15 protein-coding genes and 1 riboswitch are annotated in these 13,741 nt (G+C 63.2%); of the genes, 12 read left to right on the forward strand and 3 right to left on the reverse strand.

Going from position 1 to position 13,741, the window contains the following annotated elements:
• Window positions 1–92 precede the first annotated feature (92 nt).
• The 12 genes from RZS28_RS10420 (at window position 93) to gcvPB (ending at window position 11,633) form a co-directional block, all read left to right on the forward strand.
• Complete coding sequence (locus RZS28_RS10420) at window positions 93–647, forward strand: L,D-transpeptidase (protein WP_407337699.1); 555 nt, start codon at window positions 93–95, stop codon at window positions 645–647.
• Between the two features lie 409 nt (window positions 648–1,056).
• On the forward strand, window positions 1,057–1,326 hold the full coding sequence (locus RZS28_RS10425; RefSeq protein WP_407337700.1) for an acyl carrier protein: 270 nt from the start codon (window positions 1,057–1,059) through the stop codon (window positions 1,324–1,326).
• A gap of 1 nt (window position 1,327) precedes the next feature.
• Window positions 1,328–2,551: a beta-ketoacyl-[acyl-carrier-protein] synthase family protein gene (locus tag RZS28_RS10430; RefSeq protein WP_407337701.1), complete on the forward strand. Its 1,224-nt coding sequence runs from the start codon at window positions 1,328–1,330 to the stop codon at window positions 2,549–2,551.
• The gene (locus tag RZS28_RS10435) at window positions 2,551–3,006 is read left to right on the forward strand and encodes a hypothetical protein (protein ID WP_407337702.1); all 456 of its coding nucleotides are present in this window, start codon (window positions 2,551–2,553) and stop codon (window positions 3,004–3,006) included. The genes RZS28_RS10430 and RZS28_RS10435 overlap by 1 nt, the downstream gene beginning before the upstream one ends.
• Window positions 3,003–3,452 (forward strand): MaoC family dehydratase, encoded by a 450-nt coding sequence (locus RZS28_RS10440; protein WP_407337703.1) that lies wholly within the window; start codon window positions 3,003–3,005, stop codon window positions 3,450–3,452. The genes RZS28_RS10435 and RZS28_RS10440 overlap by 4 nt, the downstream gene beginning before the upstream one ends.
• Window positions 3,453–3,456: 4 nt before the next feature.
• Window positions 3,457–4,248: an SDR family NAD(P)-dependent oxidoreductase gene (locus RZS28_RS10445; protein WP_407337704.1), complete on the forward strand. Its 792-nt coding sequence runs from the start codon at window positions 3,457–3,459 to the stop codon at window positions 4,246–4,248.
• Window positions 4,249–4,637: 389 nt separating this feature from the next.
• The gene (locus tag RZS28_RS10450; RefSeq protein WP_407337705.1) at window positions 4,638–5,942 is read left to right on the forward strand and encodes a glycosyltransferase family 2 protein; all 1,305 of its coding nucleotides are present in this window, start codon (window positions 4,638–4,640) and stop codon (window positions 5,940–5,942) included.
• 208 nt (window positions 5,943–6,150) lie between these two features.
• On the forward strand, window positions 6,151–6,786 hold the full coding sequence (locus RZS28_RS10455) for a hypothetical protein (protein WP_407337706.1): 636 nt from the start codon (window positions 6,151–6,153) through the stop codon (window positions 6,784–6,786).
• Window positions 6,787–6,874: 88 nt separating this feature from the next.
• Window positions 6,875–6,978: riboswitch (glycine riboswitch) on the forward strand.
• A gap of 190 nt (window positions 6,979–7,168) precedes the next feature.
• A complete protein-coding gene (gcvT, locus tag RZS28_RS10460) occupies window positions 7,169–8,338 on the forward strand; it encodes a glycine cleavage system aminomethyltransferase GcvT (RefSeq protein ID WP_407337707.1) in 1,170 nt (389 codons plus the stop codon).
• Window positions 8,338–8,715, forward strand: coding sequence for a glycine cleavage system protein GcvH (gene gcvH / locus RZS28_RS10465; RefSeq protein ID WP_407337708.1), 378 nt, complete (start codon window positions 8,338–8,340; stop codon window positions 8,713–8,715). The genes gcvT and gcvH overlap by 1 nt, the downstream gene beginning before the upstream one ends.
• A gap of 12 nt (window positions 8,716–8,727) precedes the next feature.
• The gene (gene gcvPA, locus RZS28_RS10470; protein WP_407337709.1) at window positions 8,728–10,068 is read left to right on the forward strand and encodes an aminomethyl-transferring glycine dehydrogenase subunit GcvPA; all 1,341 of its coding nucleotides are present in this window, start codon (window positions 8,728–8,730) and stop codon (window positions 10,066–10,068) included.
• Window positions 10,068–11,633 carry an aminomethyl-transferring glycine dehydrogenase subunit GcvPB gene (gene gcvPB / locus RZS28_RS10475; RefSeq protein ID WP_407337710.1) on the forward strand — a complete coding sequence of 522 codons (1,566 nt, stop codon included), beginning with the start codon at window positions 10,068–10,070 and terminating at the stop codon, window positions 11,631–11,633. The genes gcvPA and gcvPB overlap by 1 nt, the downstream gene beginning before the upstream one ends.
• Window positions 11,634–11,777: 144 nt before the next feature.
• On the opposite strand, the gene RZS28_RS10480 is transcribed toward gcvPB, so the two are convergent.
• The 3 genes from RZS28_RS10480 to RZS28_RS10490 all read right to left on the reverse strand — a co-directional run bounded on the left by RZS28_RS10480 (window position 11,778) and on the right by RZS28_RS10490 (window position 13,704).
• Entirely contained in the window at window positions 11,778–12,260 is a 483-nt protein-coding gene (locus tag RZS28_RS10480; RefSeq protein WP_407337711.1) for an ATP F0F1 synthase subunit B, read from the reverse strand.
• Between the two features lie 15 nt (window positions 12,261–12,275).
• Window positions 12,276–13,409, reverse strand: coding sequence for a hypothetical protein (locus tag RZS28_RS10485; protein WP_407337712.1), 1,134 nt, complete (start codon window positions 13,407–13,409; stop codon window positions 12,276–12,278).
• A 64-nt stretch (window positions 13,410–13,473) separates the two neighbouring features.
• A complete protein-coding gene (locus tag RZS28_RS10490; protein WP_407337713.1) occupies window positions 13,474–13,704 on the reverse strand; it encodes a F0F1 ATP synthase subunit C in 231 nt (76 codons plus the stop codon).
• Between the last annotated feature and the right edge of the window lie 37 nt (window positions 13,705–13,741).

Genomic DNA, 13,741 nt, shown 5'->3' on the forward strand with positions numbered 1-13,741 from the left:
CCAGGGCGAGCGCAACCCTTGGTACTCTTCGAATCGAAGGCTCGAATCGGTCGAGCCTTTGTTGATTCGGCTAGTAATGGCGGGGGGCGGCAATGAGCAAGTTGCGCGCAAGCGGCATTTCTTTTCTTGGAGCAATTCGGGTTAGCGCGGGTCTTCTCGCGAGCGCTGGCGTATGTGCGGCGATTGGGACGACGAGCGTCGCCGCGCGTGAGACCGTCGCCTTTCCGCAGCCATATCCGCCGGGAATGATCATCATCAAGCAAAGCGAGCGGAGGCTCTATTTCACGACAGGATCCGGGACCGCCATTCGGTATCCGATCGCGATCGGCAGGGCTGGCAAGGCGTGGCAGGGCGAAGCCTATGTCCAAGGCAAATATGTCGAGCCGGCATGGTCGGCGCCCGCGGTGGTTCGCCAGGACCATCCGAATTTTCCCGCGGTCATACCCGGCGGCTCCCCGCGTAATCCGATGGGCGCCGCGGCGCTCACCTTGAGCGTCTCGGAGGTCGCGATCCACGGCACGACGCAGAGCATGCGCAAATCCGTCGGCACGGCCGCATCCTATGGCTGCATCCGCATGTACAATGAGGATGTCGTCGATCTTTTCCATCGCGCGCAGGTCGGAACCCGGGTGCTGGCCATCCCGTAGAGGCGTGGTCCGTCGACGGGCTCACGCGCCGCCTGGCTCGTTCAGGCCGAAGCCGCAGCCGCTTCGGCCTCCCGTGAGCCGCGCCGCAAGCTCGGTCGCCTCAGCGTGAGGCTGCGCCGACGGGGCTTCCTTTCCTCCATGAACTGCACTAAGCAAGCGGCGGCGATCTAGCGGCCGCGCCAGCGCCGGCAATCGCGCTGCGGCTTCAGTCTCCCCGCTTTGCTGCCTTTCGCGTCTGCTGGCCAGCCGGGTTCGAATAGCATAGGGTTGACGGCGGCCCGGCGAACGCGCGATTCGGGTCGCGTTCGCCTCGGCCCCAGTTGCGTCGGCCGTTTCGCGCAGGACAAGATCGGCAAAGACCAAGCGATCGCCTGGAAGCATGCAAGACTCTGGTGGAGAGGAGTAATCGTTGGAAACGAAGGTTCTCGATCAAGCCGAGCTCGTCAACCAGGTCATTGACGTCATCGTCAAAGAAGGAATGGTGGAGCGCGAGAAGGTCACTTTGGACGCGACGATCGAAAGCCTCGATCTGAAGTCGATCGACATTGTCATGGTCTTGACGGCGCTTGAAGAAAAGTTTGACGTCTATATTCCGATGGATGGGCCTTTCCACGACGCCAAAGACGTCAAGGGCCTGGTCGACGCCATTGCGGCCTATATCATCAAAGAAAAAAGCTGAAATGACTTCGCCCCGGCGGGTCGTCGTCACTGGCATGGGAGCCGTCTCCGCCGCCGGCATAGGCGCGCCGGCCTTGTGGCGAGCCGCGCGCGACGGGCGCTCTTGCGTCGCCGAAACCCGCTTCGCTCGGCCCTATCGCGGCCGCATCCGGATTTCCGCTCAGGTGCAAGATTTCGACCCCGCCGCGCATCTCGAATCCAGCATCTTGCCATTCTGCGATCCCGTCACCCAATTTGTCCTGACGGCGGCGGATGAGGCCGTGGCTCAGGCCGGGCTCTCGCGGGGAGAGCGAATGGGCCCGCGCACCGCCGTCATCATAGGGACTGGCGTCGGCGGCATGCATAGTCTGGAGGACGGACTCCATCTGACGCTGGTCGAGCAGGGCCGTCCCGACCCCTTGACCGTGCCGCGCCTCATCCCGAGCTCCAGCCCATCCCATGTCAGCATTCGTTTCGGCGCGACCGGACCATGCTTCGCGGTGGCGAGCGCCTGCGCCTCGGCGACCCAGGCAATCGGCATGGGGGCGCATTTCATTCGCGCCGGGATCGTCGATCGCGCCATTGTCGGGGGAACCGAAGACTGCATCACGAATAGCTCGGCGCTCGCCTGGGAATCGTTGCGCGTGCTTACGCCCGATGCGTGCCGGCCATTTTCCAAGGGCCGCAACGGGATGGTGCTCGGCGCAGGAGCCGGCGCCTTCATCTTGGAGGAAGCCGAGTTCGCCCGCGCGCGCGGCGCCGAGGCGCTTGCCGAGATCGCCGGCTATGGGACCTCGAGCGACGCCAAGGACCCTGTGCGGCCGGATGCGGACGGGGCCGCCGCCTGCATGCGCAACGCCTTGCAGGACGCCGTCGTCAATATCGAAGAGATCGATTACGTCAATGCGCATGGGACTGGGACGACCGTCAATGACGCGACGGAATCGGAGGCGCTTCGCCTGGTCTTCGGCGACAGGCTTGCGCATATCCCGATTTCCTCGACGAAACCCGTTCATGGCCATGGCCTCGGCGCCGGCGGCGCGCTCGAGCTTATCGTAACGATCGGCGCCATTCGCGAGAGCGTCGCGCCGCCGACGATCAATTGGCGCGAGGCGGATGCGAAATGCCCCATCGACGCCGTGCCCAACGAGGCGCGGCCCATGCCGATTCGCATCGCCCTCACCAATTCCTTCGCTTTCGGCGGCATCAACGCCAGTCTCGTCGTTCGCCGCGCCGAGGCGGCCTGATGGCGGCTGGCGGCCTTGCTGAAGCTCGCGAAGGCGATGTCGCTCGCGCGCCGGCGGACGCCAGCGCGGCTCGGCTCTGCCTGCCGCCGATCATCGTGCGAACGGAGGCTGACGCGGTTGCTAAATTTCGGCGCGAGACCGGCGCCCCGGCGATCGAGGGCTTGGTCCCGCTGACTTTTCCATTCTGCTGGCTGACGCTTCCGGCGATCCGTCCGATGATCCGCGAAATGATCGGCGGCGACGACGTTCTCCCCGTGCATGAGGCGCAGAGCTTCTCCTATGAGCGCAGCCTTGAGATCGACAGCGATTATGTTTTCGCGGTCGAGCTTCGCCGCGAAGCAAACCCGCCGCGCTTGAATCTCGACGCGGCGATCTCCACGCCTCAGGGCGAGATCTGCGGACGCCTCGAGACTGTGTTGCGCCTTGTTCCAATTGCCTCGGGCTCCGCGCCATGACGCCAACGCAGGGTTCGCCGGCGCCGACGGACTGGCCTAAAACCGGAGAAGAGATCGGCCTGCTCGGCTTCGGGCCCTTCGAGCGTGAGCAGCTTGTTCGCTACGCCGCTGTTTCCAGCGACGATAACCCGCTGCATCTCGATGAGCGGATCGCGGCTGCCGCAGGCCTCGAGGCGCCTCCGGTTCACGGAATGCTGATGCTGAGCTGCTTCGAGTCGGCGCTCATGGGCTGGCGGCGCGACATATTCGTCTCAAGGCTTTCGGCCAAATTCTTGCGGCCCGTCCTTGCCGGCCAGGGGATCAGCATTTCAGGCCGCGTCGTGCGTTCGAACCTCGCACCGCGGCCAGAGCTCGTCCTGCGGCTCGCGGCTCGCGGCCCTGATCGGGAGCTCGCCATCATGGCAGAGGCGACGCTTCTTCATCATGTCTCCGGCCCATCGTCCTGAACAAATGAGACCGGCCCAATCCATCCTCATCACCGGCGCATCGAGCGGCATCGGCCGCGCGCTTGCGCTCGCTTATGCGCGGCCCGGCGTGAGTTTGGCCTTGCTCGGGCGCAACAGCGATCGGCTTGCCGCCGTCGCGGAGGCGGCGCGCGGGCAGGGGGCGGAGGTCGAGATCGGGCTTTTGGACGTGCGCGATCAGGCTGGCTTGGCGCAATGGATCGCCGAGCGCGATTCCCATCGTCCCTTCGATCTCGGCGTCGCCAACGCCGGCATTACGACTGGGCTCGCGCCTTCCGACCTTCGTGAAGATCCGGAGGCGGTCCGCGCCGTGCTCGGCGCCAATCTCATCGGGGTTCTGAATACGGTCGAGCCTCTGATCGCGCCGATGTGCTTGCGCGGCCGCGGCCAGCTCGCTTTCGTCGGATCGATGGCAGGCCTGCGCGGCCTCCCCTACGCGCCTGCCTATAGCGCGGCAAAGGCGGCGGTCCACTCCTATGCGGAATCCTTGCGCGGGCGGCTGGAGCCGCGCGGGGTTCGCGTCAGCCTCGTCATCGCCGGCTTCGTGAAGACGCCTCTGAATGACAGCATCGACGCCGTGAAGCCGTTCGAGGTCAGCGACGCCCAGGCGGCCCTGATCATTCGCCGTGGCCTGGATCGCGGCAAGGCGGTCATAGCTTTTCCTTGGCAGCTTTATTTGGCCGCGCGGCTCGCCAGGACCCTGCCGGCGCGGCTCGTCGACAAAATCATGGCCCGTTTCGAAGTAAACGTGCCCGAAACACAAGAGCGGGTCCCGTGACGCTCTATTGAATGGCCGGATTTATCCACAGGGAGCATTTGCAACGTCCAAATTGGACGCATCCGAGCCTTACGTATTGAGTAAGACTTTGTTAAGACTTTGGCGAGTCTATGACAGGCAAGCAGGAAGGTTTCTCAATTCCTGCAACATTCTGTTGCAATTTGTTTGTTGTCGAATCTGCGGCTTTCATGCTTTCAAAAGCGTAAGCAAATCCGTCCGCAGCGGCTCGTTCGGACATCCGTTTTAGCGTGCGCAAGGTCTTAGGCGTGGGCAAGGACATAGCTCAGGCTTTACGGAGGGCTGTCCAAACGCGCTAAAAGCGTTCCGCGGCTCATCCGCAGGCGCGCATCGGGGAGCGGGGTAGGGGATTTTGCCGGGGGGCTGGGCAATTGGGGTTTTTTGATCTTCTCAAATTGATCAGCGAGGCGAGCTTTACGATTTCCGTGCTCGGCCTTCTTTTCGTCGGGGGCGGATTCCTGAGCCTCATCGGCATAAATATCTATCATCGTGCGACCGGGAGGGCCTGGGGCCGGCCGTTGAGCGCCGCAGTTCCGGCCGAGGCCGATCTTCCCCATATTCTCGTGCAAATACCTGTCTTCAACGAAGCTGAAATGGTCGCCGACGCCTTGCGCTCGTCCGCCGCGCTCGATTGGCCGCAAGACAGGCTGCATATCCAGCTTCTTGACGACAGTTCGGACGAGACCTGCGCCATTGCAGCGGGGGTCATCGGGGCCCTCCACGAGCAGGGCTATGACGTTTTGCATCTGCGCCGCGGCGATCGTTCAGGCTATAAAGCCGGCGCTTTGGCCGCCGGGCTCATTCACTCCAGCGCTCCCTATGTGGCCATTTTGGACGTCGATTTCCGGCCGCCACGGAACTGGCTGCGCAGCATCGTCCCCGCCCTGATCGCCGATCCTCGCGCCAGTTTCGTGCAATCGCGCTGCGAATTTTCGAACTATCGGACGAACTGGCTGACCCGCGCCCAGGGATTGATGCTCGACGCGCATTTCATGATGGAGCAGGCGACGCGCTATCGCGCCGGCTGGATGTTTCAGTTCAATGGCACCGGCGCAGTCTGGCGCCGCGCCGCCATCGCGGCGGCCGGCGGTTGGTCGGCCGATTCGCTGTGCGAGGATCTCGACCTCACCGTGCGCGCCGAAATCGCCGGATGGCATGGTCTTTTCGCGATGGATCCTCCGGTGCCGGGGCTCGTTCCGGATAAGGTTACGCATTGGCGCGTCCAGCAAAGACGCTGGTCAAATGGCTTTGTGCAGGTCGCCCGCAAGCTCCTCGGACAGGTCTGGATGGCGGATTGGCCGCTGCGGCGAAAAATGTCCGCGAGCCTGCTGATCCTCATCCAAACATTTTATCCCTGCGTCGCCATCGCCAGCGCGTCGCTCCTCGCCTGCGTTCTTTTGCGGGGCGGCGATCTCGCGGTCTACATGCCGGTCATCGATGTCATCGCCGCTTTGGTCGCCATCATCGCGATCTGCATGACGCTCGCGCCCTATGTCGCTTTGCGGCGCGGCTCGACGCTGCGCTATTTCGCCACGCTCGCGTCGCTGACGCCTTTGATGATCTATGTCAGCCTCTCGAATGCGCCGTCGATCCTGAAGACCGTTTTTGGCGCCACCGAAACCTGGAAACGCACGCCGAAGACGCGTCCGGTCCCCTCCGTCGCGCCAATGGATTAAATCGGCTCAGGCGTGCCGCGAAGCAGGAAGCGCCGATTTCAAAGAGATCGGATCATCGCCTCGGCCCCACCCGAGTTCCGAACCCGAGGGTCTGAGGCGATTTTGCGCGGCGCGCGACCGGTCGATCCGATGGCAGCCAAAGCTGGAGGTTTTGCGCCGATTACTGTAGAGCAGACCTCTCTTGCGATCTGATCTGGAGTGGTTACGAATGAAGCGGCGCTATTTGGTCCGCATGGGGGCGCTAAGCCTCGCCGCCTTGGCGACCCTGGCGCTTTGCGGATGCGGCGGTCGCGTCGGCAATTTTGATCAGCCTGAGCCCGCCGACTCGAGGCTTGGCAATCTCCTTGGGCTCAAGAGCGCCAGCGCCCCGCCAGCGCCCGGAGCCGAAACCCGGCGCATTTTCTGCCCGCAGATTTTCGTTCTCGAAGGGACGGCCGCGAGTCAAGTCCACTCGGGAAATCCGCCGTCGAATGAAAATCTGCGCTACCAGTCTTCGGTTGATGACGTGGCGCGCGAATGCTCGCTCGACGGCGAACGGATCGCCATCAAGGTGGGCGTCGCCGGCAAGGTGCTCCTCGGTCCAACGGGCGCTCCCGGCAGCTTCAACGTGCCGGTGCGCGTGGCGGTGGTTCGTCAAAGCGACAATCAGCCGGTCGTCAGCAAGCTTTATCGCGCCTCCGCGAGCATTCCGGCCGGTCAGACTTACGCAGATTACACCATCGTCTCCGAGCAGCTGTTCGTTCCGTTCATTCAAGACCATGCGGAAGACGACTACAGCATCAAGGTCGGGATTGACGAGGGCGCCGGCGCGGAAAAGCCTGGCGGCAAACGCGATAAGCCGTGAGCAGACGAAGCCAAGGCCGGATTGCTGAAACAAAGGCGCCGCCATTGACAATTCCGGCATGTGCGCCGACATTCGTTAGGTCAGACTAAAAACCCCAGCGGAAGAGACCGATTCGAGGCTCTCGCCTCCCAATCGGCACCGAAGGCGCAACCGCCCCGGAAACGCTCAGGCCCAAAGGACCGCATGGGGGATGACGCTCTGGAAAGCGATTTGCCGCGTCTCGCGGGAAATCCACCGACGGAGGTAACTTCGCGCCGAATGCGCAAAAATTCGGACGGAGGAAATCTCTCAGGTCACAGGACAGAGGGGGCAAAGCGTCGGCGTTCGGATCTTGGACCGAAAGTGTTGGCGTGCTTTGCAACTGTCCGGTCGAGTAGCTCGCATGTCTGATACCCAAGCCGCCGCAGGGTCGGATCTGGCGCATACGCCGCTTCATGATTTGCATTGCGCGCTCGGCGCGCGGATGGCCCCCTTCGCCGGGTACGACATGCCGGTGCAATATCCAACCGGCATCATTGCTGAACATCTTCATACCCGCGCCAAGGCCGGTCTCTTCGACGTGTCCCATATGGGTCAGGCGATTCTCGAAGGGCTAGGCGCCGCGCGCCGTCTCGAAACTCTGACGCCGGGCGACATCGAAGGGCTTCTTCCGGGCCAGATGCGCTATACGCAGCTGCTCGATCCTAACGGCCACATTCTCGATGATTTGATGGTGACGCGCCTTGAGGACGAAGCCGGCCGCGAGCGGCTATTCCTCGTTGTCAACGCCAGCATGAAGGCCGCCGATTTCGCCCATCTTGCAGCCAAGCTCCCGGATCTTGACCTCATCATTCTCAACGACAGGGCCTTGCTCGCCTTGCAAGGGCCAAAGGCGGCAGCGGCCTTGCTCCGGCGCCTGCAAGCTGCGTCGGTTCCGACGGAAGTGATTCACGGCCTCACGGACATGGCCTTCATGTCATCTCGCGACATCGATCTTGGCGGCCTTCGCCTCAGGGTTTCGCGTTCGGGCTATACCGGCGAGGACGGTTTCGAAATTTCTCTTCCGGCCGCCTCGGCGATTGACTTCGCGCAGGCGCTCTTGGCGGAACCTGAGGTTCTTCCGATTGGTCTTGGGGCCAGGGACTCGCTCCGGCTGGAGGCCGGTCTTTGCCTTTACGGCCATGATATCGACCGGACGACCGATCCGGTCGAGGCGGGGCTCTTGTGGTCGATCCCGCGGCGCCGGCGCGAGCAAGGCGGATTTCCCGGCGCGGAGGCGATTGCGCGCCAGATCGCCCAGGGCCCGGCGCGCCGTCGGGTCGGCTTCCTTCTCGAGGGCAAGGCGCCGGCGCGGGAAGGCTCGGAGATCGCTGCGCCGGAAGGCCAATTCATTGGCCGCCTCACCTCGGGCGGATTCGCGCCAAGCCTCGGGCGGCCGATCGGCATGGGTTATGTCGACGCAGCTCATGCGACGATCGGCGCGCCGGTTTGCCTCATGACGCGGGGCAAGCCGCTTCCGGCGCGCATCGTCTCGATGCCTTTCACGCCGCACGCTTATTACAGGGGACCCTGATGCCGACGACGCATTACACCAAGGACCACGAATATATCCGCGTCGAGGATGACGCCGGCGTCGTCGGGATCACCGATTATGCACAATCCCAATTGGGCGACGTGGTTTTCGTGGAGCTGCCCTTGGTCGGCAGGATGTTGAGCCAGGGCGCCGAGTCCGCCGTGGTCGAAAGCGTCAAGGCGGCGAGCGGAATCAATGCGCCGGCGTCGGGCGAGGTCGTCGAGATCAATCGCGCGCTCGAGGAGACGCCCGCCATCGTCAACGAGGATCCTCTCGGCAACGGCTGGTTTTTCAAGATCAGGCTCAGCGATTCAACCGAGCTCGACGGCCTGATGGATGAAGACGCCTACCAGGATTACGTGAAATCTCTTGAATAAAACGGAGCCGCCATGCGCTATCTTCCTCTGACGCCAGACGATCGCGCCGATATGCTGGCTCGCGTCGGCGTCGCCGACATCGACGCGCTTTTCGCGGACATTCCCGCCGACAAGCGGCTCGATCATGATCTCGACCTGCCGCGGCGTAAGAGCGAGATGGAGGTCCAGCGCCTGCTCGCCGGACTCGCCGCGAAAAATGTCGCGGCGGGGTCCGTCCCCTTTTTCATCGGCGCCGGCGCCTATAAGCATCACATCCCGGCCAGCGTCGATCATCTGATCCAGCGCTCGGAATTCTTGACGAGCTATACGCCCTATCAGGCTGAGATCGCGCAGGGCACGCTGCAATATATTTTCGAGTTCCAGACCCAGGTCGCGGCCCTGACGGCGATGGATGCAGCCAACGCCTCGATGTATGACGGATCGACGGCGACCTCTGAGGCTGTGCTGATGGCTCATCGCGTCACAGGCCGGCGCAAGGCCGTGCTGTCCGGCGGTCTGCATCCCCATTACGTCGAGGTCGTGCGCACGGTCTCGGAGAACGCCGGCGAATCTGTTGCGGCGCTTCCTCCTGATGTTTTCGCGCTTGAAGACCTCGGCGCCGCGATCGATGCGGAGACCTCCTGCGTGGTCGTGCAAAGCCCGGATGTCTTCGGCAATTTGCGCGATCTTTCGGGCCTCGCCGCGATCTGCAAGGCGAAAGGCGCGCTTCTCATCGCGGTCTTCACCGAGGCGGTTTCGCTCGGCCTAGTCAAGCCGCCGGGCGCCATGGGCGCGGATATTGTCGTTGGGGAAGGCCAGTCGATTGGCAACGCCTTGAATTTTGGCGGCCCCTATGTCGGCCTTTTCGCGGCCAAGGAAAAATATCTTCGCCAGATGCCGGGCCGCCTCTGCGGCGAAACCGTCGATGCGGAAGGGCGGCGCGGTTTCGTTCTGACGCTTTCGACGCGCGAGCAGCATATTAGGCGCGACAAGGCGACCTCGAACATCTGCACAAACTCCGGTCTCTGCTGTCTCGCTTTCACGATTCATCTCGCCCTACTTGGCGAGACGGGTCTGCGCCGCCTCGCGCGGATCAATCACGCCAACGCGGTCGATCTCGCCGACCGCCTCGCTTCGGTGAAAGGCGTCGAGGTGCTGAACCGCACATTTTTCAATGAATTCACGATCAGAGTGCCAGGCGATGCGGCGGATGTGGTGGAGCGCCTGGCGCAAAAGGGCGTGCTCGGCGGCGTCCCCGTCTCGCGGCTTTTGCCTGGCCGCGGCCTTGACGATTTGATCCTCGTCGCCTCGACCGAGATCAATGCTGACGAGGACCGCGCGGCTCTCGTCGACGCCTTGCAGGGAGCGCTTTGATGCTGAACAGGCCTGAACATCCGACGCAGGCGCGTCCCACGCAGCCGAGCGACGCGGCGAGATCGGACGTCGAAACCTTCACCGGAAACCGTGGTCTCGCGCTTGAGGAAGGCCTGATCTTCGAGATAGGCCGGGCGGAGGTCACGGGCGTCGATCTGGATGAGCCCGCGCCCTTTGCGCATCGTCTGGGCGGGCTCGAGCGCGAGGCGGCGATCGGCCTGCCAGGCCTGAGCGAGCCCGAGGCGATGCGCCATTACGTGCGGCTGTCGCAGAAGAATTATTCGATCGACGCCGGCCTTTACCCGCTCGGCTCCTGCACGATGAAGCATAATCCGCGCCTCAATGAGGCTATGGCGCGGCTGCCAGGCTTCGCCGACATTCATCCCTTGCAGCCGCAATCGACCGTGCAAGGGGCGCTGGAGCTCATGGAGGAGCTCGCCCGCTGGCTTATGGCGCTGACCGGCATGGAGGCGGTCGCCATGTCGCCCAAGGCCGGCGCCCATGGCGAGGCCTGCGGCATGATGGCGATCAAGGCGGCGATCGAGGCCAAGGGCGAGGGCGAGATCCGCAAAATCGTTCTCGTGCCGGATTCGGCGCATGGCACCAACCCGGCGAGCGCGACGCGCATCGGCTTCGAGGTCCGCTCCGTTCCGGCGCGCGCCGATGGAACGGTCGACGCCGCTGAAGTCAGGCGAAGGTTAGGATCGGACGTCGCCGCGATCATGTTGACCAATCCGAACACCTGCGGGCTGTTCGAAAAGGACATTGTCGCAATCGCTGAGGCCGTGCATGAGGCCGGCGCTTATTTCTACTGCGACGGGGCGAATTTCAATGCCATCATGGGCAAGGTGCGGCCGGGCGATCTCGGCGTCGACGCCATGCATATCAACCTTCACAAGACTTTCTCGACGCCGCATGGCGGCGGCGGTCCGGGCTCTGGCCCGGTCGTGCTGTCCGCCTTGCTTGCGCCTTTCGCGCCCGTGCCTTTTCTTCGGCGTAATGAAAGCGGCCTTCATCTCGTCGAGCATCTCGGCGAGGCCCCGCAGGCCTTTGGCCGGATCACAGCCTTTCATGGCCAGATGGGCATGTTCGTGCGGGCTCTCGCCTATATGCTTTCGCATGGCGCCGATGGCTTGCGGCAGGCGTCTGAAGACGCCGTGCTGAGCGCGAATTACATTCGCGCAAGTCTTGCCGATCTCATGTCGCAGCCTTTCGGCGACCGGCTTTGCATGCACGAGGCTTTGTTTGACGACGCCTGGCTGAAGCCGACCGGTCTGACGACGCTCGACTTCGCCAAGGCGCTCATCGATGAGGGCTTTCATCCGATGACGGTCTATTTCCCGCTTGTCGCGCATGGGGCGATGTTGATCGAGCCGACCGAATCCGAGTCGAAGGCTTCGCTCGATCTTTTCATCGCGACCTTGCGCGATCTGGCTTTCGCGGCGCGGCGCGGCGAGACTGAGCGTTTTGTCGACGCGCCATTTTATGCGCCGCGCCGTCGGCTCGACGAGACCCGCGCGGCGCGAAACCCGGTCCTCAAATGGACGAAGGCCGCCGCGAAATAGGACTGTCGGAATTCCCTTGGCACATCTTGATTCACGACTGTCGCGATCATCTTCGCGACATGCTCGGCTTCAAAACATTTAGGGGCATGATCGTTTCCGGCTGAAACGATCATGCCCCCAATTTGAGCTTTTTACTGCGTGATCTCAGTGAAAGAGCGTTTTCAAATCCGAAATGCTCTTGCTGATCAGCTCCTCGCCAAAGGGGCCCTGGGCCTTGTCCTTCAAGACCACCGCCGCCGCTTTGGTCGCCGCTTCGGCTGCCGCGGCGCGCACTTGCGTGGTCGCCTGCGCTTCGGCGGAGGCGATTTTCTCCTCCGCCTGTTTGGTGCGGCGCTGGATGAATTCGGCTATCCGCTCATGCGCTTCCCTGGCGAGAAGCTCCGCCTCGGCGCGCGCTTGGGCGACGACAGCTTCAGCCTCGGCTACGGCTTCGGCGCGGCGCTTTTCATAAGAGGCCAGAAGGGCCTCGGCTTCGGCGCGAAGCCGCTCCGCTTCGGCGAGCTCGCCCTTGATCCGGTCGCCGCGACGATCGAGCGCCGCATTGATCTTCCGATGGACGCCGAGATAGCCGAGCAAGGCGATGAAGATCGCAAATCCGAGGGCGACGAAAAACTCCTCATTGAACATCGAAAGTCTCCAGCCTCAGGCTTTGGTCGCGGTCAGGGCGGCGGCGATCGCCTTGGGATCTGCGGGCTTGCCGGTGATATGCTCGACGATCGCGGTGGCCGCCTCGCCGGCGATCCCCTCCACATTCGCCATCGCCTTGGCCTTTGTCTCGGCGATTTGCGTTTCCGCCGCGCTGAGCTTGGCGTTCAGATCGCTTTCCAGCGCATGGCGTTTCGCATCCGCTTCGGCGTTGAGCTTGACATGAGTCTCCTGCGCCAGTGCCTGGGCCTTGGCCCTTGCGTCGGCGATGGTCTTGTCATGCGCTGCGGCGGCTTCTTCAGAGCGCTTGTGGAAAGCACTCGCCTCGCTGAGGTCCTTGGCGAGCTTGGCGGCGCGCGTCTGCAGGATGTTTTCGACGCGCGGCAAGGCGATCTTCGACATCAGAAGATAGAGCAAGCCGAAGCTCAGCACGAGCCAGATCAGCAAGGGCGTGAAATTGGCCGACTCGAACGGCGGGAATGCGCCAGCTCCATGGCCGACGTCGGCTGGGAGCTCCGCGCTGGTCTCCCCGACTGAAGCTCCCTGCGCCTTCACCTTTTCCTCAAGCGCGGCAAGGCGTTGTTCGAGACGCCCGAGATCGGGGAACTGGGCGACGGTTTCGCCAGATGAGAGAACGTGCGGCTGCTGCGAGCTGACCGTTTTTTGGATTTCGGCAAGGGTAGAATTTGTCAAGGTTGTGCTCTTGCTTATGGCGCTCTCCGCCGCGGCGACGCGATTGGCGAGCGCCGTCGAGGTTATGCGCGATGTCGCCAAGGCCTCATTGTCTGTCCGTTCGATCGAATCCACGCGCTTGCCCAAAGCGGCGATGCTTTGGTCGAGCCGGGCGATGCGCGCGCCCTCGCCATCTAGCGAATGGGCCCCCAATGCGACGGCAAGCGATACGATCGCCCCGGCGGAGCCGGCGGCGACAAGCGACCAAGCGAATGGCGAAAGCTTCTGCCGCTTAAGTTTGGCGACCTCGGACTCGACAAGACGACGTCCCTGCTCCGCCGCAGCGGTTCCGATCGCCGTGAGCTTGGCGGTGGTTTCGCCCAAATCGCTCAGGGTCTTCGCGAGGCGCTTGGCTTGCGATTGTGCGATGGTTTCCAATCGGGCTTTGACGTCATTCACGGACCGGCTCTCCTGGAAGCGGCGGCGCGCCCGGCCATAGACCGAACGCGCCGAGTTCTTTAACTTATTTCAGAACGAAAAGCAGAAGGATCGCAACGAGGAAGGCGAAAATGCCCAAGCCTTCCGCAAGCGCCGCGCCGATGAAGGCGCGTCCGAACTGCGCGTCGGATGCAGTTGGATTGCGCAGCGCGCCCGACAGGAAATTGCCGAAAATCAAGCCGACGCCGATCGCGGCGGCGCCCATGCCGATCGCGGCGAGGCCTGCGCCTAAGTATTTAGCTGCAACTGGATCCATTATTAACTCCTGAGCTTGCGAAAGGGGGCGACCGATC

The sequence above is a fragment of the Methylocapsa polymorpha genome, from assembly GCF_045689225.1.
In the GTDB taxonomy this organism is placed as follows: domain Bacteria; phylum Pseudomonadota; class Alphaproteobacteria; order Rhizobiales; family Beijerinckiaceae; genus Methylocapsa; species Methylocapsa polymorpha.

Coding starts and splice junctions, on each gene's coding strand:
- RZS28_RS10490 (WP_407337713.1), bottom strand. CDS start 13,704: ATGGATCCAGTTGCAGCTAAATACTTAGGCGCAGGCCTCGCCGCGATC.
- RZS28_RS10480 (WP_407337711.1), bottom strand. CDS start 12,260: ATGTTCAATGAGGAGTTTTTCGTCGCCCTCGGATTTGCGATCTTCATC.
- RZS28_RS10445 (WP_407337704.1), top strand. CDS start 3,457: ATGAGACCGGCCCAATCCATCCTCATCACCGGCGCATCGAGCGGCATC.
- gcvPA (WP_407337709.1), top strand. CDS start 8,728: ATGCGCTATCTTCCTCTGACGCCAGACGATCGCGCCGATATGCTGGCT.
- gcvT (WP_407337707.1), top strand. CDS start 7,169: ATGTCTGATACCCAAGCCGCCGCAGGGTCGGATCTGGCGCATACGCCG.
- RZS28_RS10440 (WP_407337703.1), top strand. CDS start 3,003: ATGACGCCAACGCAGGGTTCGCCGGCGCCGACGGACTGGCCTAAAACC.
- RZS28_RS10420 (WP_407337699.1), top strand. CDS start 93: ATGAGCAAGTTGCGCGCAAGCGGCATTTCTTTTCTTGGAGCAATTCGG.
- gcvPB (WP_407337710.1), top strand. CDS start 10,068: ATGCTGAACAGGCCTGAACATCCGACGCAGGCGCGTCCCACGCAGCCG.
- RZS28_RS10430 (WP_407337701.1), top strand. CDS start 1,328: ATGACTTCGCCCCGGCGGGTCGTCGTCACTGGCATGGGAGCCGTCTCC.
- RZS28_RS10455 (WP_407337706.1), top strand. CDS start 6,151: ATGAAGCGGCGCTATTTGGTCCGCATGGGGGCGCTAAGCCTCGCCGCC.
- RZS28_RS10435 (WP_407337702.1), top strand. CDS start 2,551: ATGGCGGCTGGCGGCCTTGCTGAAGCTCGCGAAGGCGATGTCGCTCGC.
- gcvH (WP_407337708.1), top strand. CDS start 8,338: ATGCCGACGACGCATTACACCAAGGACCACGAATATATCCGCGTCGAG.